General features: G+C 61.3%; 16 protein-coding genes and 3 tRNA genes. 9 read left to right on the forward strand and 10 right to left on the reverse strand.

From position 1 onward, the window contains the following. Positions 1-365: 365 nt before the first annotated feature. The 6 genes from BM413_RS07120 to BM413_RS07145 all read right to left on the reverse strand — a co-directional run bounded on the left by BM413_RS07120 (position 366) and on the right by BM413_RS07145 (position 4,731). Positions 366-439: transfer RNA gene (locus BM413_RS07120), tRNA-Gln, on the reverse strand. 82 nt (positions 440-521) lie between these two features. Then, positions 522-1,322: a PopZ family protein gene (locus tag BM413_RS07125; RefSeq protein ID WP_091911836.1), complete on the reverse strand. Its 801-nt coding sequence runs from the start codon at positions 1,320-1,322 to the stop codon at positions 522-524. Positions 1,323-1,536: 214 nt separating this feature from the next. Continuing rightward, complete coding sequence (locus BM413_RS07130) at positions 1,537-2,925, reverse strand: TolC family outer membrane protein (protein WP_091912252.1); 1,389 nt, start codon at positions 2,923-2,925, stop codon at positions 1,537-1,539. A 179-nt stretch (positions 2,926-3,104) separates the two neighbouring features. Then, positions 3,105-3,779 carry a protein-L-isoaspartate O-methyltransferase family protein gene (locus tag BM413_RS07135; protein WP_091911838.1) on the reverse strand — a complete coding sequence of 225 codons (675 nt, stop codon included), beginning with the start codon at positions 3,777-3,779 and terminating at the stop codon, positions 3,105-3,107. 86 nt (positions 3,780-3,865) lie between these two features. Further along, positions 3,866-3,939, reverse strand: a tRNA-Cys gene (locus BM413_RS07140). A 207-nt stretch (positions 3,940-4,146) separates the two neighbouring features. Continuing rightward, complete coding sequence (locus tag BM413_RS07145) at positions 4,147-4,731, reverse strand: hypothetical protein (RefSeq protein WP_139238560.1); 585 nt, start codon at positions 4,729-4,731, stop codon at positions 4,147-4,149. Positions 4,732-4,940: 209 nt separating this feature from the next. On the opposite strand from BM413_RS07145, the gene BM413_RS33025 reads away from it, so the two are divergent. Beyond that, positions 4,941-5,093 carry a hypothetical protein gene (locus tag BM413_RS33025; protein ID WP_162931634.1) on the forward strand — a complete coding sequence of 51 codons (153 nt, stop codon included), beginning with the start codon at positions 4,941-4,943 and terminating at the stop codon, positions 5,091-5,093. 106 nt (positions 5,094-5,199) lie between these two features. After that, positions 5,200-5,382, forward strand: coding sequence for a hypothetical protein (locus BM413_RS07150; protein WP_091911842.1), 183 nt, complete (start codon positions 5,200-5,202; stop codon positions 5,380-5,382). Positions 5,383-5,395: 13 nt separating this feature from the next. Here BM413_RS07150 and BM413_RS07155 read toward each other — a convergent pair whose 3' ends face one another. After that, positions 5,396-5,668, reverse strand: coding sequence for a hypothetical protein (locus BM413_RS07155; RefSeq protein ID WP_091911843.1), 273 nt, complete (start codon positions 5,666-5,668; stop codon positions 5,396-5,398). 173 nt (positions 5,669-5,841) lie between these two features. Between BM413_RS07155 and BM413_RS07160 the strand changes: the two genes are divergently transcribed. Beyond that, positions 5,842-5,916 (forward strand) — tRNA-Asn (locus BM413_RS07160). Positions 5,917-6,508: 592 nt separating this feature from the next. Then, positions 6,509-6,931: a thermonuclease family protein gene (locus BM413_RS07165; protein ID WP_091911845.1), complete on the forward strand. Its 423-nt coding sequence runs from the start codon at positions 6,509-6,511 to the stop codon at positions 6,929-6,931. A 2-nt stretch (positions 6,932-6,933) separates the two neighbouring features. Here the strand turns inward: BM413_RS07165 and BM413_RS07170 are convergent, their stop codons facing one another. Then, positions 6,934-7,767: an aldo/keto reductase gene (locus BM413_RS07170; protein WP_091911848.1), complete on the reverse strand. Its 834-nt coding sequence runs from the start codon at positions 7,765-7,767 to the stop codon at positions 6,934-6,936. Positions 7,768-8,137: 370 nt separating this feature from the next. Between BM413_RS07170 and BM413_RS07175 the strand changes: the two genes are divergently transcribed. The 4 genes from BM413_RS07175 to BM413_RS07190 all read left to right on the forward strand — a co-directional run bounded on the left by BM413_RS07175 (position 8,138) and on the right by BM413_RS07190 (position 12,735). Next, entirely contained in the window at positions 8,138-10,261 is a 2,124-nt protein-coding gene (locus BM413_RS07175; protein WP_175544268.1) for a M10 family metallopeptidase, read from the forward strand. 180 nt (positions 10,262-10,441) lie between these two features. Beyond that, the gene (locus BM413_RS07180; RefSeq protein ID WP_244537792.1) at positions 10,442-10,636 is read left to right on the forward strand and encodes a hypothetical protein; all 195 of its coding nucleotides are present in this window, start codon (positions 10,442-10,444) and stop codon (positions 10,634-10,636) included. 264 nt (positions 10,637-10,900) lie between these two features. After that, complete coding sequence (locus tag BM413_RS07185; RefSeq protein ID WP_091911852.1) at positions 10,901-11,104, forward strand: hypothetical protein; 204 nt, start codon at positions 10,901-10,903, stop codon at positions 11,102-11,104. A gap of 203 nt (positions 11,105-11,307) precedes the next feature. Then, the gene (locus tag BM413_RS07190; protein ID WP_280141828.1) at positions 11,308-12,735 is read left to right on the forward strand and encodes a DHA2 family efflux MFS transporter permease subunit; all 1,428 of its coding nucleotides are present in this window, start codon (positions 11,308-11,310) and stop codon (positions 12,733-12,735) included. A gap of 21 nt (positions 12,736-12,756) precedes the next feature. Here the strand turns inward: BM413_RS07190 and BM413_RS07195 are convergent, their stop codons facing one another. Together BM413_RS07195 and BM413_RS07200 are read right to left on the reverse strand one after the other, a co-directional pair. Beyond that, entirely contained in the window at positions 12,757-13,479 is a 723-nt protein-coding gene (locus BM413_RS07195; protein ID WP_091911855.1) for an RlmE family RNA methyltransferase, read from the reverse strand. Further along, positions 13,476-14,840 carry a Ppx/GppA phosphatase family protein gene (locus tag BM413_RS07200; protein WP_091911857.1) on the reverse strand — a complete coding sequence of 455 codons (1,365 nt, stop codon included), beginning with the start codon at positions 14,838-14,840 and terminating at the stop codon, positions 13,476-13,478. Before BM413_RS07200 ends, BM413_RS07195 begins: the two co-directional genes overlap by 4 nt. A 275-nt stretch (positions 14,841-15,115) precedes the next feature. Between BM413_RS07200 and BM413_RS07205 the strand changes: the two genes are divergently transcribed. Beyond that, entirely contained in the window at positions 15,116-16,045 is a 930-nt protein-coding gene (locus BM413_RS07205) for a lysylphosphatidylglycerol synthase transmembrane domain-containing protein (protein ID WP_091911859.1), read from the forward strand. The last annotated feature ends 3 nt before the right edge of the window (positions 16,046-16,048 follow it).

The following is a 16,048-nucleotide window of genomic DNA, read 5'->3' on the forward strand; positions in this document are numbered from 1 at the left end:
TCGGTGTCTGTCCCGAAGTCGGCCGGTCACAACGCCCGCTCCATGTACATTCCATGGACAAGACGCCGCGGGTTCTCCGCATGGTTTTGGGCAGTGGCATTTGCGCCGTGCTCGTTCCACGCCGGCCTGTGTCGGGCCCTCGGGTCCCTGGCTACCACACCAGGGCGGGAGGTCACCGCCACTCCCCCTTGATCCCGGTTCCAGACCCGGTCCCGCAGGAGCGATGGAGGGATTATGCGGGCGGTGTTTGGGGGTGTGGATAGATTGGGCGTGAAAAAATGTTCAAAGTGAAGGAAAACAATAGGTTAACAGGAAATCTGGCGAAAATCTTTCCTACAGACCCGGAGGATCGCCCAGCCATATTGTGGTTCCCGCTCATGGACTCGAACCACGATTCACGCCGTCAAAGGGCGGTGTCCTACCATTAGACGAAGCGGGATAAGATCGGCTTCAGTCAGTCAAAGGCGATGGAGCATCGAGCGATTAGATGCTTGATCTTTCCGGCAAATGCAATGGCGCGGTTATGCCCCGCGCGCGACGCGCTCGATTTCCTCGCGCACGAGGCGTTCAACCAGCGTCGGCAGGTTGTTGTCGAGCCAATCCTGCAGCATGGGCCGCATCATCTCCTCGGCCATTTCGTCGAAGGTCTTGCGGCTTCTGGCGGCAAAGGCTTCCGACAACTCGCCGAACGCTGCTGCAACCTGACGGCCGGCATGCTCGGAAATGATCGCCGGACGGGCGATATCGGGTGCGGCGGAGACAGTCTCGGGCTTCGACGTCGAAACCGGCGCATAGGCACTGTACGACGGCGAAGGCGATTCGACGGCCGGCGCAGGCGCAACAGGTTGCTCTACCGTAAGCTCGTCCAGAGCCGCGTCCAGTTCGTCTTCGTAATTCGGCTGCGATGCGGCGGCTTGAGGTGCCTCGGCCGCTTGCGGCGCATTCCACTCAGGCTCTGCCAGAACCGGCGTCTCAGCCGGCGCTTCGCTCACTTCGGGCTCAGCATAGGCAACAGCCACAGACTCGGCGGGCTGCTGTTCAATTTCTTTGTCCTGCGGCGCTTCATCGGCGATCTGCGCCTGCACCTCGGCCATGGACAGCGGTTTGGGCTCGGGAACCGCACGAGCCGCGCGCAGTTCGGCGCGAAACGCATCGACCTCGATCACCGCATTGTCGACGGGGGCTAGATCGACGTCGTCTCCAAGCGCTGCCATCTCGTCGGCGCTCTTTCGGACGGTGTCGCTGTCTTCGATTATCCTGCGGATGGAAGCCAGAATCTCTTCCATCGAAGGTTCGCGCTGTACGCTGCTTGCCTGTGCCATCGTCACATCCGCCGCCCTTGTGACCAAAATTAACGATTCCATTGGCTTAGGCCGCAGGAATTCGAATCAACGGTTAGGGTAGCGGACGGATCGGCCTTGGAGAATCCCCAAAGTCGACGCCCAGGCGATTTCAACAGGATAGACAGCGCCGGAATCGAAAGAGGCGCCGCAAGGGCGCCTCTCGAAAACCGGCAGAACCGGAATGGAACGATAATCAGCGACCGTCCGGCGTGCGCAGGCCGATCCACTTGTCCTTGACGGCCTTGTAGTGCTCTTCCGGCTTGTACTCGGTGACCTGAAGGCCGAGCCGCTTGGCGTAAAGCTGGCCGGTGGCCTGCAGAATGCCGTAGCTCGCCACGACGACCTGATTTTCGGAGTTGGCCTGATTGATCTGTGCGTTGATGACGTCCTGCTGGGCATCGAGCACGTCCAGCGTCGTGCGCTGGCCGACATTCCGCTCCTCGATGACGCCGTTCAGCGCAAGCTGGGCAGCGGCGATGGCCGAACGGTTTGCGGCGACGCTTTCCTGAGCGGCAATGTAGGAGGTCCAGGCTGACGTTACCGCCGCGCGAACCTGATCGCGGAACACATCGACCTGGATGCGAGCCTGACCGAGCGATTCCTTGCCCTGCCGCACCAGAGCCGACGTACGGCCGCCGGAGTAGATCGGAACAGTAATCGAAGCACCGATCTGCGCGGTGTCGCTATTGGTCGTGCTGTCGCCGTTCAGCCCGGTCCCCGACAGGATGCCGGTGGTATGATTGTAGCTGTGCGAAACGCCCGCCGACGCCGAAATCTGCGGCAGCAGTGCGCCTTCTGCCGATTTCACCGAGAAGCCGGCAGCGTCGACAAGATGCTCCGCCGACAGGATTGCCGGATGCTGGGCCGAGGCCTGGCCGAACGCCTGGTCGAGGCTCTTGGGCAGCATTTTCGAAAGCGGCGAAGCAGCCTTCAGTTTGCCCGGTTCATCACCGACGATCTGGCGATAGGTCGCGGCACTCGCCGCTGCCTGGGCGCGCGCCGAGGCCAGCTGAGCCTCGGCCAGCGAGCGCGCGGCATCGGCCTGCGCAACGTCGGTACGCGTGCCCTCGCCGACATCGAAGCGGGACTTGGCTGCACGCACCTGTTCGGCCAGGAATTTGAGGTTCTGCTCGCGCAGCACGGCGATCTGACGGTCGCGGATGACATCCATATAGGCCTGCGCGGCGCTGAACAGCGTGTTCATCTCGGTGTTGCGCAGGTTTTCCTGGGAGGCGAACACTTGCGATTCGGCGGCTGCGACATTGTTCTTGGTCTGAAAGCCGTCGAACAATGTCTGGCTGATCGTGATGCCGAAGCTGGCGGTCGACTGCCTATTAACGTCCCTCGTCGAGGCGTAACCGAGGCTCGATGAGCCCTGAACGATCGGGCGGTAACCCGACTTGGCGATCGCCACGCCCTCGTCCGTAACGCGCAGGCCGGCGCGGCTCGAATTCATCGAGGAATTGAACTGATAGGCCTTGGAAAGTGCGCCGAGAATGGTTTCGGCGGAAGCGGCTATCGGAGACAGCGCGGTGGCCGACAAAAATACGGCAGTGAAAATGCCTTTGCGTATAAACGACACGACTATTCCCTCATTCGTTTCTGCGGGCGTCACATCGGTCAATTCAGGCATTGCGCCTTACCAACACGATCCGACTCACGCCCCCTGCCAAATGCCCACACGAATACGCACAGGACTCAGCAACGATGGTCCAAACACTAAGCCACCACGATGTCGCGACAGTCGCAAGACTTTCCGGCTCAAAATTCGAATGCGCGGATGCGTTCGAATCCCGGCAGTGGCCGAATTGCCGCATTAAATGCACGTCGGCCGCCAACAATGCCAGTAGTCTTTAAAAACAGACGGGCGATGCCGGCATTGCCCTGCCCTTCCACGGCAACGAGTCGGCCACCCTCTTTCAGCTGATCGAACAGCATCTGGGGGATCTCTTCGACCGCTCCGCCGACGAAAATCACGTCATAGGGCGCCTCGGCGCCATGGCCTTGGTTCAACGCGCCCTGGACAACCACGACATTGTCGTAGCCGAGGTTTGCCAGCGTCGATGTCGCGCTCTGCGCGAGCGCCGGGTCGCTTTCGAGCGCGATGACCGAGCTGGCCAGGCGCGACAGAACCGCCGACGAGTAGCCGGTGCCGCAACCGACATCGAGAACGAAGTCGCTCGGGTGGATTTCGGCGAGCTGCGCCAGCTTGGCGAAGGGCGAAGCCTGCATCAGGTAACGCGCCGGCTGGCCGGAAGCGGGAGCGGCGATCTCGATATGCTCATCGATGTAAGCAAGGTTGCGGCGGTTGGCGCCGACGAAGGCTTCGCGCGGCACCGACAGCATGGCGTCGAGCAGAGCCTGGTCGGTCACGTCGGTGGTGCGGACCTGGCCGTCGACCATCTTCACGCGCTGTTCGGAAAAATCAGTGTCCATGCCCAAAACAACCCGTCTCGGCGCAAGCTTGCGCGTTTCACTTCGCGTGAACGCTGTAGCCGCGTATGGCGGCCGGTGTGGCAGATTGGAGGCCTCGCCCGGAATCGAACCGGGGTGCAAGGATTTGCAGTCCTCTGCGTAACCACTCCGCCACGAGGCCTCGCCGCTGCCGGCGTTCTACGCCGCTTCAATAGGTTGCGGGCAAATTGCCGTCAAGCGAGGAAGGTTCATTCCGAACAAAATCCTCTGCGGCATTCTGAATAAGAGTTTAGCGGCTCTCAGTGCGAGGTATCGGACAGGCCGGTGCGCGCGCCGAGCGAGAGCAGGACACTATCGCGGCGGCAACCAGCCGATACGCGATGTCCGATCAGAAGCTGTAAATTCCGATTTCGTCCGACCGGAACAGGTTGAGCGCTGCTTTTTGATCGGAATCGTCCTGATCGCCCTTGGCGTCTTCGCCGGTTAGTTTCTTGAGCGCCTTGTCCAGCTTGGCGCTGTCCTCCCCGGCGGGGTCCAGAATCGCCTTGATGAGACCCCACAGCGAGATACCGAGTTTATCCAGCCCCAAATTCTTTTCGATCTCGGTAATGGCCTCGTCGCTGCCGGGCTGCACCTTCAACTCCAGGAACGCCCGCTTGATCGCGGTGCCATAGGCAGCCGACGAATCGAAATCGGCCATTTCAATTCCCAATGCCTGCCCCGCCCGCTCGTAGAGCCTGACCTTCATCTTTTCGGTATCGACGTAGTGCACGCTGAAGTAGGATTCGGAAATTCTGGCCTGTGCCAGCGCAATCGCGCTGCGCCCGGCGGATGTCTGAGTGTTCGAGACACCTCCGGTAATGGCCAGAACGTCATGCGCGGTCGATGGCTTGTCGGCAGCCGACTGCGTCTGCGGCGTGGATTGCTGCAATATCTGCAAGGCAACGCTGCTGTTCGATAAGGTCGGAGACATCGCCAAGGCCCATGGGCGCGCTCGTTCCTCATGATACGATGCACCGAAAAAGACGAGCCAAGGCTTCATGCCTCAAGCGCAATCGATTAACTTTTGACGCCGAAATGCTGAAATTTCCTTAAAGCACCTCAACCTGGCGTGGAAAGCAGAGATCAGCCGCCCCACAGTAAGGTTGAACGCCTCAATCGAATGAAGAGAAAGATCAGGCCTTGAAACCGGTAATCCTAATTCTGCTCGCCCTTGCCCTGTGCGGCTGCGGCGCAGCCAAGGCGGTTCGTGATACCGCAGGCAAATTCGACGAATATGGCTGCATGTCGCGCGAGTTCAAAGGCCAGCCGAGCTGCCAGCAGCAGGAGCCATGAGGCCGGCGGCGCAAGCGGAACATTCTTTGTTTCAATGTGTCTAATTTAATAGCGGCAATCGGCCGCGCCGCTCAAGGATAACGGAGGGACAAGAAAAGGGGGAGCGATGGAAATCTCCTACGACGACGTCGGCAAGACGAAAACTGCAAGAACCGTGCTGGTGAATGGCCGCAAAATACGGGTCGATCGCCAGGCAGTGGAAATATGGAAGGAAAACCCCGACGCGGTGTTCAATCTGGTCTGGAACGCCGACAAAAGAGAGTTTTGTCTCTCGGGACCGATTGAATGAGGCTTGGCCGGGTTCAGCGCGAGCGGTTGTTGCGCCGCCGCTCCCACCAGACGATACCGCGCCGGCGATAACGCCTGACCAGCGCGAATTCGTAGGACAGCACCAGAAGCCCGAGCGGAACCATCCAGAAGCCGAGAATCGGCAGGAAGCCGAGCAGGCCGAGAAAAGTCAGCCCCACGCCGATCGCCACGCGCTTGTTGCGCGACTGCGGCATTTTTATTTCGCGGCCAAACACGGTTATCACGCGCCTGGGCGTCTTGCTCGACTGGTTCGCCTGCTCCGTCATGGGTCGTTTGCCGTCTTCCATATCCACCGAAATCCCGGCCGGAAGCCCACATATGAGGCTTTCCGTCGCAATTGCGAGGCGCCGGGCATATTATTCCATGAAAAATGCAGATTGGCGCTTTGCAAAGCTGAATTTGGTTTGCTATAGGCACCCTCGTTCAAACGAGCCGCTGTTCCCCGGTAGCTCAGTGGTAGAGCAACCGGCTGTTAACCGGTTGGTCGCTGGTTCGAATCCGGCCCGGGGAGCCACTTTCTTCATATAATGTTGAAACTATCCAGGCTTCGCAGAATCCCGACGCGGCTACCTGCTGCTTAAGGTGATCAATCTCATGGTATCGCCGGTGATTCTCGACAAGGGTGGAAACTCGCCTATGGGAATCGACCTTGCCGCTTTGGGCTCAGCCTGCACCGATAGCGTTTTAGTCGTACGTGAATCCTGCGGCATATGACAGGATTCGGGCGACAGGCGCCCTGCCCCCGAATCCCGTCCTTGCTCTAGCTTAAGAGTTTGGGGCCGATCACTGGTATCGAATTGGCCGGTGATCCGCACATTAAGGCTTCCTCGGCCCTTGGCGAACAAGGCCGTTGAAAGTCTTGACCGGTAGAGTTGCTCTGGCATCCAGAAATAGCAGCACCCGCTGCAAGCATTACACAGATCGCAAGCCGTTGCATTTGCCATCCTCAGTGTATTCATGCCCCCTGGACCATCATCACCGCACAAATCCAAAAGACAAGCTTTCGCTGCGGACCGGCGGCTCCATGGTTAATTTTCTTAACGATTGCGGCCTAGAATCTGCCATAGAGATTTCGGCTCAACTGAAAGCATCGTGACGGTCCGGCCATGCAAGCACTTGTCTTCCTGCTCTGCGCCTGCGTTTCGCTCGAACCCGCCTATGTGGTGATCGATGGCGATACATTCGTGCTGGCCGGCGAACGCATACGCATCGCCAATATCGATGCGCCGGCACTGCAGGCAGCCGGATGCAAGGCCGAAAACCAGCTTGGCGAACGGGCCAAGCGGCAATTGGAAAGCCTTCTGGTTACCGGCTTCATTACGGTCAATCGCGGCGATCCGGCCACCGGTCGCCTCAAGGGCCCGGACGGCGACACGCTGGCAACCGTATCGATCGACGGGGCCGATGTCGGCGAGATGATGATCGAGGCCGGCGCCGCGCGAAAAGCGAATGCCGGATCGGCGAGACCTGCGGTGTTGCAGGCCTCATCCTCGAACGAGGCCTGCGTTCAGGCTACCGCCGGGCGCTGACCTCAGGCAGCTTTGTCCCATTCCGGCGCAAGGCCGGGCGGGCTGACGATACGTCCATCGGGACGGGCGAGCGCGCTGATTGCCGCCATCTCCTCGGCGCTCAAGGCGAAGTCGAAGATCGCGAGGTTTTCGGCCGCACGCTCTTCACCCACCGTCTTCGAAAGCGCGATCACGCCATCCTGTTGAACAAGCCAGCGCAGCACCACCTGCGCGACCGACTTGCCATGCTTTGCCGCAATGTCTTTGAGAAGCGCATCCGCAAACACCTTGCCGTCGGCCATGCCGTAGTAGCCCGTGACCGAAAGTCCCGCCTTGCGGGCAGCGTCGATCACGACGCTCTGGTCGATATAGGGATGGATTTCGATCTGGTTGGTGACCAGCGGCGCCTCCGACAGGCGAACTGCCTCGGCCATCAGGGCGGTGTTGAAGTTCGACACGCCGATGTGGCGCACCTTGCCTGCCTTCTTCACCTCGTTCAGCGAGGCGATCTGCTCGGCGAGCGGCACCGCGTCGTTGGGCCAGTGGAGCAGAAGCAGGTCGACATAATCCGTCTTCAGCTTCTTCAGGCTCTCGTCGACCGAGGTCAGGAAAGCCGAGCGGGCATAATTGTCGACCCACACCTTGGTGGTGAGGAACACGTCGCCGCGTGGGACGCCGGAACTGGCAATCCCCTGCCCGACCTCGGCCTCATTACCGTAGATCTGGGCGGTATCGATGTGCCGGAAGCCAAGCTTCAGCGCATGCGGCACCATGCGAAGCGTGTCGGCCCCCGGCATCCTGAAGGTGCCGAAACCGAGCGCCGGGATGGTGGCGCCGTTGGCGGTGACGTTGTGCATTGTTTTTCTCCATATTCTATGTGCCGCGGCGAACGCGGGCGAATGTGCCTGGACCGGGAGATCCACGGATGGGTTCGGCAGAACGAGCGTCGAAAGGACTTCGCAGCCACCACAAGACGGCGAGCCCGTCCCGTCCTGGTTCAATATGGTGCCGCCGGCCGGCGAGATAACGGGCATCGAAGGACAAACGGCTTTGAATTGAATTCACCAGTCGGCGCGACTATCCGCTGGCGCATGAGCAGACCCATGTCACACCCTACGCTTAACCACCCATTTGGGGGTGCCATCGCCTCGCCATTCATGCAAAGTCACGCTGGCAATAGTTACGAATCCCATTGGGCAATGGGCGCATTTATGCAGGGGGCAAGGGGTGGCTTCTCCAACTCAGAATTACGTGCCGGTGACGGCAGTCAATCCGGCTGCGACCGGCAGCGGCATCTATCTGGTCAGCGGCACCAAATGGGGCGGCGGACTCGGCACCAATGTTACGCTGACCTATAGCTTCCCGACCGGAACGGCCTCCTACATCACGCCATATTCCTCCGACTACGAGTGGAGCTATTGGCTGTCGTTGACCGCCGGCGAGAGGGCAGCCGTGCGCGATGCGCTGGCTGTGTGGTCGAGTTCCGCGAATATCAAGTTCACCGAGGTTGCCGACAACTCATCGACAGTCGGCGAATTGCGTTTCACCTACTCCCAGAATGTCGACTCCGGTGCCGCCGCACACGCCTATCTGCCTGGGAAGCACCCTGCTGCCGGCGACGTCTGGTTCAGTTGGGACAATTTCAACCCTTATGGAGCCGCCACGATCTCACGCGGCACCGATGATTTCCAAACGATCCTGCATGAGATAGGGCACGCGCTGGGGCTGAAGCACTCCTTCGCCAGCCCGAACGCCATTCCAGCCAATCTGGACAATTATTTCTATACGATCATGAGCTACACGGCTTCGCCCTGGTCGGCCAAGAATAACAGTTCCGCGTCCTTCTACCCGACCACGCCGATGTATTACGATCTTCTGGCGATCCAGGCGCTTTACGGAAAAAACACGACCGTCAACAGCGGTAACACGACCTACACCTTCAATGACGGCACATATTACTGGCAGGCCATCAATGACAGCGGTGGCCGCGACACCATCGTGTATAACGGTTCCGAAAACAGCTCGATCAATCTGAATCCCGGCGCATTCAGCGCGCTGAGCGAGACGATAACCTTCAACGGCGGATCCTCGCGATCGACCGTGACGATCGGGCCGGGTGTCGTCATAGAAGACGCCCGCGGCGGAAGCGGCAACGATACGCTGATCGGAAACGGAGCAGCCAACTATCTGCGCGGCGAAGCTGGCAATGATCGTCTTGTCGGCGGCGCAGGTAATGACACGCTGGACGGCGGCAGCGGCGATGACGTGCTCGAGGGCGGTGTCGGAGACGATATCTACATCGTCTCTTCTGTCGGTGACCGAACGACGGAAGCTGCCGGAGCCGGGACCGATACCGTCAGGTCGTCCATAAGCTGGACGCTTGCGGCGAATATCGAACGGTTGGAATTGCTGGGCACAGCCAATCTGAACGGCAACGGCAACGGTCTTGCCAATACGCTGATCGGCAATTCCGGCAACAACATTCTCAACGGCGGTGCCGGCAACGACTACATGGCTGGCGGCGCGGGCAACGATATCTACTACGTATCGTCGACCGGAGACCAAACGATCGAGGCTGCAGGTGGCGGCAGCGACACCGTCAGATCGTCCATAAGCTGGACGCTTGCGGCCAATGTCGAACGGCTGGAGTTGCTGGGCACGGGCAATCTGAACGGCACCGGCAACACTCTTGCCAATACGCTGGTCGGCAATTCCGGCAACAACATTCTCAACGGCGGCGCCGGCAACGACTATATGGCCGGTGGCGCGGGCAACGATATCTACTACGTGTCCTCGGCCGGCGATCAAACGATCGAGGCTGCCGGTGGCGGCAGCGACATCGTCAGATCGTCCATAAGCTGGACGCTTGCAGCGAATGTCGAACGGCTGGAGTTGCTCGGTACGGGCAATCTGAACGGCACCGGCAACGGTCTTGCCAATACGCTGGTCGGCAATTCCGGCAGCAACGTTCTCAACGGCGGGGCCGGCAACGACTACATCGTGGGCGGAGGGGGTAATGATCGGCTGATTGGCGGGGCTGGAAACGACACGTTTTTCTTCAACGTCGCACCTGGATCGACCAACATCGACACGATCAGCGACTACAACGTTGTCCAAGACACGATAAGACTGGAGAATGCGGTGTTTACGGGCCTTGCGACGGGCTGGCTGCTCGCGGGCGCATTCAATGTCGGATCGGCGGCCAAGGATGCGAGCGACCGCATCATCTACAACAAGACGACTGGCGACCTCCTGTTCGACAAGGATGGCATCGGCGGAGCCGCGGCGATCAAGTTCGCCTCGCTCTCGGCAGGTCTTGCGATGACCGCAAGCGACTTCTTTATCGTGTAGGATCGTATAGGCCGGCTGCGCGGCGAAGCCAGCCATTCCGGGGATGTTCACGCTTTTGACGACAGTTTCGCCTGTGCACAACCTGCCGGCGATACGGCAGTTTCCTAAAATCCAATCATTTTCCTTCGCGGTTTTGAAAGTATCCTGCGCCACCCTTGCGATGGGGGCGAATGGAGGATCATGTTGCGATCGGATTTCGCCGCTGTAAGGCATCACCTGGAAAAGGCGCAGACCTATCTGCGCGGCAGCGACCAGGACAGCCGAAAGATGAACGAGGCCATCGAGATCCTGGTCGAGGCGGCACTTGCTGCCGAGTACAGGGCGCCGAAGGGCGAGGTCATCGCGTTTCCGCTCAAGCGATCGAGCCCTCGGTAACAATTTGTTCACCACGTTTGCCTAGCTTGGCAACGTGGGGCGCTGGTATTGCGTAGCCCCGCCAGTTTCTCCCCTCACACCGCTCATTTGGTGCATTTCGCGCGGCTCGGCGCGAGTTTCCCATGCTGCCGGTCGAGCCCGGCCTCCCCCGCTCTTCGAGCATGGACGCAATTCGGCCGCTTGCGTCCGATAAGTGCAAGCCGTTAGATTCCTGGGTGATTCTCGCCTGCCCCCGGCGGAACCTGAAATGCCCCTGGGGGTTGGATGCTGCTGGATTTGGACAATTCTTTCGACGGTATAGCCCGCAGGATAATCGCCCTTCGCAACGACGGGGATTCCTACAGCGCTTCGCTCGCCGACATGCTGGAGGCGATGCTCCACTCGGTGGACCTCCTCGACGAGGCCGTCAGGATAACGGCAAAACCCGCCAGCCTGGCGCTGCTCGACAAAATTGCCCTGCGGGCCTGACGGGATTGGCTCGCCGTCAGCGCACGATCGCCAACTATAGCGCACGCGTATTCTCACACAGATTTGAGCGTGGTTTTGCGCCATTTCGGCACCTGGCCCAACCTCGGGGGGTTGCCAGCGGGCCAAAAGCGGCGACATAGGCTGCGAACCGTGTAAACTCGGCGCAGTTGTCCCATGCAGCCTTTTCAATCAGCCCTCGTATCCTGGAAAATTCCTTGAATCGCACAATCCCGCTTATCCTCGCGGTCGCCCTGTTCATGGAAAACATGGATTCGACGGTCATCGCCACATCGCTGCCGGCAATCGCAACCGACATCGGCACCAGCCCGATCGCACTGAAACTGGCGCTTACCGCCTATCTCGTTTCGCTCGCCGTGTTCATTCCGGTCAGCGGCTGGATGGCCGACCGCTTTGGCGCAAAGAACGTCTTTCGCGCGGCAATCGCCGTCTTCGTCATTGGCTCGGTCGCCTGCGCGGTGTCCAATTCGCTGGCCGCCTTCGTGGTCTCGCGCTTCCTGCAAGGCATGGGCGGCGCGATGATGACGCCGGTCGGCAGGCTCGTGCTGGTGCGCGCGACGCCGAAGAACGAACTCGTTGCAGCAATGTCATGGCTCACCATTCCAGCGCTGGTGGGGCCGCTGGTCGGCCCGCCCGTCGGCGGCTTCATAACCACCTATTTCACCTGGCACTGGATTTTCCTGATCAATGTGCCGATCGGCGTGATCGGGATGTGGCTCGCGACGCGCTTCCTGCCGGAGACCGAGTCGGCAGGCGCGCCGCCGCTGGATACAGCCGGCTTCATTCTCAGCGGCCTGGCGGCATCCGGCGTGGTCTTCGGCCTCTCGGTGGTCAGCCTGCCTGCCCTGCCCCCGAGCGTTGGCATAGCGACGCTCATCGTCGGGCTGATATCGGGCGTGATCTACCTCCTGCATGCGCGCCGCAAGCAGAACCCGCTGCTGGCGCTATCGCTTTTCCGCAGCCAGGTGTTCCGGTCCGCCGTGCTGGGCGGCAGCCTGTTTCGCATCGGCATCGGCGCCGTGCCGTTCCTGCTGCCCCTGATGTTCCAGATCGGCTTCGGCATGACGCCATTCCAGTCCGGCATGATCACCTTCGTCTCGGCGATCGGTGCGATCGGCATGAAGCTGGTGACCGCATGGCTGTTCAGGGCAGCCGGCTTCCGCCGGGTGCTGGTCGCGGGCTCGCTGGTTTCGGCGGCCACGATTGCCATCAACGGGTTTTTCACACCCGAGACGCCCTATGCGCTGATGCTTGGAATGCTGCTGATGGGCGGCTTCATCCGCTCGATGTTCTTCACCGGCGTCAATGCGCTTGCCTATGCCGAGGTTTCCGACGCCGACACCAGCAAGGCAACACCGCTCACCGCCGTTGCGCAGCAGATCAGCGTGGCGCTCGGCGTGGCGCTGGCCGGCGGCATACTGGAAGTCTCAACGCAGTTGCATGGCGGCCCGCTGACGCTGGCCGACTTCCACATCGCGTTCTTCATCGTTGCCGCCGTCTCCGCCGTCGCCTCGCTGTCCTTCCTGCGGCTCGCGCCGGATGCCGGCAACGCCGTGTCAGGACATGGCGGACGAACCGCCAAGGCAATCGAAGCGGTGCCGCCGCAAGGCTGAGCCGCTGAGGCGGATTAGCGACTACTCTTCGTCCGGAGCCGCCCGGCCTTTGAAGTCTTTGGCAAGCAGATAGAGCTCGGCCGATTCCTCACGTGAGGCCGGCGGCTTGACGTGATGAACCGAGCGGAAATTCTGCTTGAGCTGCGTCAGCAAGGTGGATTCCGTGCCGCCCTGAAAGGTCTTGGCTAGAAAATGCCCGCCCGGCTTCAGCACGGAAATAGCGAAATCGGCCGCCACCTCGCACAGATGCATGGTGCGGATGTGGTCGGTGCGGCGATGTCCGGTCGTGGGAGCAGCCATGTCGGACAGCACCAGATCAGGCTCGCCGCCAAGCGTTTCGATGAGCTTGGCCGGAGCGTCATCGTCGAGAAAATCCATCATCAGCACCGGCGCGCCGGGCACCGCGTCCATGCCGAGATAATCGATGCCGACGACATGCGGGTGTTCGGCCGTCGATTTGGTGCGGGCAGCCGAGACCTGGCACCAGCCCCCGGGTGCCGCACCCAGATCGATGACCCGCATGCCCGGTTTCAGCAGATGGTGGCGGTCGTCGATCTCGATCAGCTTGTAGGCGGCGCGGGAGCGGTAGCCGTCAGCCTTGGAGCGCTGAACGTAGGGATCGTTCATGTGGCGTTCGAGCCAGCGGCGCGACGATTCCTTCAGGCCGCTCTTCTTCTTGATGCGCGTTTTCAGGACGCGTATGCCGCCGGGGCCGGATTTGCCGGGTTTTTTTGGGCCAGTCATTGCCGTGGTCCGTTTCGCCAGTTGCGCCGCCAGACACCGTCCTCGGCCATAAGTTCGCTCAATATGCCTTCGCGCAGGCCCCTGTCGGCCACACGCAGCCGCTCCGACGGCCAGACGCGGCGGATGGCTTCCAGAATGGCGCAGCCGGCCAGCACCAGATCGGCGCGGTCCGCGCCGATGCAGGCATTGGCCACGCGCGCCTGAAAATCCCAGCCGAGCAGCTTTTCGATCATGCGGTCGACGCTGGCATTGTCCATCCAGAGCCCATCGACGCGGCGGCGGTCGTAGCGCTCAAGCCCGAGATGGACGCCGGCAAGCGTGGTGACCGTGCCGGAGGTTCCGAGCAGGTGAAAGCGCGAACCTTCCATCAAATGGTTGATGCGGTCGCGGCCTTCGAAGGCCGACAGCATCCCGGTCACATCCGCCACCATGGCATCGAAAATCTCGGGCGTAACGTGTCGCCCACCGAAGCGCTCGGCAAGCGAAACGACGCCGACCGGCAGCGAGGTCCAGGAAACGATGTGGTTGGCGAGCCGTGGCGACCGCTGTTTCGAAAGATCGATCAGCGCGATCTCCGACGAGCCGCCGCCAATGTCGAACAGCACGACGCCGTCGGTGTCGCGCTCGACCAGCGAGCCGCAGCCGGAAACCGCAAGGCGCGCCTCGGTCTGGCGGTCGATGATTTCGAGCTTGAGCCCTGCCTCGGCCTCGACCCGCTCAAGAAACTCCACGCCGTTGGCGGCGGAGCGGCAGGCTTCGGTGGCGATCAACCGGGCGCGCCTGACCTTGCGGCTGCGCAGCTTGTCGGCGCAGATCTTCAACGCTTCCACGGCGCGGTCCATGGCGGCATCCGACAGGCGGCCACTGGCCGTCAGCCCCTCGCCCAGCCGCACGATGCGCGAAAAGGCATCGACGACACGAAACTGGCCGGGGCGGCCCGGAACAGCCACGAGCAGGCGGCAATTGTTGGTGCCGAGATCAAGTGCTGCAAAGACCGGCAGTTCCGCATTGAAATGCCTGTCCGGCGCATTTGGTCGCCTGTCCGCAGTCGGGGCGGCAGCGACTGCCGGATTCTGCGCCGCGACCGGCGCGCTTGGCGCTCCCGGCGAAGCCTTGCCGGCAGCGTCGGGCTTTACGCCGTCACGCGCAAAAACCTTGCGGCCGCGCTTGCGCTTGCGGCGTTTCTTGCCTTTTCCTGGCTGCTGCGGTGCATCGGCCCTCGCATTCCCGTTGCCGGATCGAGGGCCCGGCGCCCGGTTTTCCCGGTTGGCCGGCGGGTTGCCTGCGCCGCTATCCGGCGACCGCAACCCCCTGTACGCGCCCGCATCCGGCGCCTCTGCGCCGGGTTCGCGGTCTTCCACGTCGAATGTCCTTTTTGCGCCGCGCGAACCTGAAACGGACGCCGCACACGCTTTTCAATTTTTCAGTTGGAACAACGATAGCAGCGCGGCGACCAATCACCAAGGGTAGCCGGAGGAATTTTAGCCGGGCGACGACTTGCCGCCACGTTGACGGTTGAACAGCCGGCTTCGATGAGGCATTGCTGAAAGACGTTACCGCGAAGCGTGGCCGGTTCTGGCGCGCTCCCCCACGAAGACGCCACGAAAGGACACTCGCTGCGCATGGCCGGAACGCGATGAAGCTGAAATCTTACATTTGGCCGATAATCGGACTTTGCGCGGTCGGCTTTTCCGTCTGGCTGCTGTATCACGAACTGCGGGGCATATCGGTCGAGGATGTCGGCGACGGCCTGGCGGCAATTCCCCTGCACGGCTGGATACTTGCGGGCCTGAGTTCCATCGTCGCCTACGCAGCCCTTGCCGGCTACGACCACATCGCGCTGATGCATCTGGGCAAGAAGGTTTCCTTCGCCTTCATCACCGTCTGCTCCTTCACCACCTATGCGCTGTCGCACAATATCGGCGGCTCCGTGCTTTCGGGCGCCGTGATCCGCTACCGGGCCTATGCCACGAAAGGGCTGAGCGGCCAGGAGGTCGGCATTCTGGTGGCGCTTTGCAGCTTCACCTTCGCGCTCGGCGCGCTGCTGCTTGGAGCCGTCCTGCTGCTGTCCGAGCCGGAAGTGCTGGAGCGATTCGTCGACATCCTGCCTATCTCGGCATCGCGGATGACGGGCGGCCTGATCCTGGCGCTCATCGGCCTCTATATCTTCGGCAGCTGGCTAGGACTAAAGCCGCTGCAGCTCGGGCGGCTGCAAATCCACTATCCGCGCCTGCCGATCGTGGCGCGGCAGTTGATCATCGGGCCGATGGAACTGATGGCGGCAGCCGCGATCATCTATTTTGCCCTGCCCGAGCAGGGAAACCCCGGCTATTTCATCATTCTCGGCGTTTTCGTGATTTCGTTCTCCGTGGCGCTGCTGTCGCATGCGCCCGGCGGGCTCGGCGTGCTGGAAATCGTCTTCCTCGCCGGGCTATCGGACATGAACCCGGCGGCCGTGCTGGCGGCACTGCTGGTGTTCCGCCTGTTCTACCTGATCATCCCGCTGATACTGGCGCTGGTGGTGGTGCTGGTGTTCGAGAAATCGCAATTCGCGCGGCGGGAGTGAAGC

The organism is Mesorhizobium sp. YR577 (assembly GCF_900116595.1).
Classification (GTDB): Bacteria; Pseudomonadota; Alphaproteobacteria; order Rhizobiales; family Rhizobiaceae; genus Mesorhizobium_M.

Excerpts from the sequence above, each read along its gene's own strand:
- BM413_RS07125 (WP_091911836.1), bottom strand. The coding sequence starts at position 1,322 with ATGGCACAGGCAAGCAGCGTACAGCGCGAACCTTCGATGGAAGAGATT.
- BM413_RS07185 (WP_091911852.1), top strand. The coding sequence starts at position 10,901 with ATGCTGCTGGATTTGGACAATTCTTTCGACGGTATAGCCCGCAGGATA.
- BM413_RS07170 (WP_091911848.1), bottom strand. The coding sequence starts at position 7,767 with ATGCACAACGTCACCGCCAACGGCGCCACCATCCCGGCGCTCGGTTTC.
- BM413_RS07145 (WP_139238560.1), bottom strand. The coding sequence starts at position 4,731 with ATGTCTCCGACCTTATCGAACAGCAGCGTTGCCTTGCAGATATTGCAG.
- BM413_RS07180 (WP_244537792.1), top strand. The coding sequence starts at position 10,442 with ATGTTGCGATCGGATTTCGCCGCTGTAAGGCATCACCTGGAAAAGGCG.
- BM413_RS07165 (WP_091911845.1), top strand. The coding sequence starts at position 6,509 with ATGCAAGCACTTGTCTTCCTGCTCTGCGCCTGCGTTTCGCTCGAACCC.
- BM413_RS07155 (WP_091911843.1), bottom strand. The coding sequence starts at position 5,668 with ATGACGGAGCAGGCGAACCAGTCGAGCAAGACGCCCAGGCGCGTGATA.
- BM413_RS07150 (WP_091911842.1), top strand. The coding sequence starts at position 5,200 with ATGGAAATCTCCTACGACGACGTCGGCAAGACGAAAACTGCAAGAACC.
- BM413_RS07135 (WP_091911838.1), bottom strand. The coding sequence starts at position 3,779 with ATGGACACTGATTTTTCCGAACAGCGCGTGAAGATGGTCGACGGCCAG.
- BM413_RS07205 (WP_091911859.1), top strand. The coding sequence starts at position 15,116 with ATGAAGCTGAAATCTTACATTTGGCCGATAATCGGACTTTGCGCGGTC.
- BM413_RS07195 (WP_091911855.1), bottom strand. The coding sequence starts at position 13,479 with ATGACTGGCCCAAAAAAACCCGGCAAATCCGGCCCCGGCGGCATACGC.